Consider the following 390-nt stretch of genomic DNA (forward strand, 5'->3'; position numbering starts at 1 on the left):
CGCATGCACGTGTGGCTCCTTGCCATCCCACGGGAAATCGTGCTCATGCTGGTGGTGCTCGTCGTGTCGATGCGCATGCATGTGCTCCATGGGCTCGTGCACGTGCTCATGCTCGTGCCGCTCGCGCAGATGCAGCCAGACCCCTAGCGCCATCAGCGCCGCAGCGATCCAGAACAGAATGCCGGGAACCTCAGGCCAGATGAGGAATGAAATCACGACGCCGAACAGCGGCGCGACCGAGAAGTACGCTCCGGTGCGCGCGGTGCCCAGATGTCGCAGCGCGACCACGAATAGCGCCAGGCTAATCCCATAGCCAGCAAAGCCGACCACCATGGCCGCGACAAGAGGCAACGCAGCCGGCAGCGCATTGCCGGCCACCAGTGCGAAGCC

The 390-nt window shown here is 64.4% G+C and carries 1 protein-coding gene; it reads right to left on the reverse strand.

All coding sequences use genetic code 11. From position 1 onward, the window contains the following. Positions 1-390: DMT family transporter (locus tag I6F21_RS38470; RefSeq protein ID WP_225184484.1), on the reverse strand; the 390-nt coding region annotated here is incomplete at both ends.

The organism is Bradyrhizobium sp. NBAIM03 (assembly GCF_020194055.1).
Taxonomy (GTDB): Bacteria; Pseudomonadota; Alphaproteobacteria; order Rhizobiales; family Xanthobacteraceae; genus Bradyrhizobium; species Bradyrhizobium yuanmingense.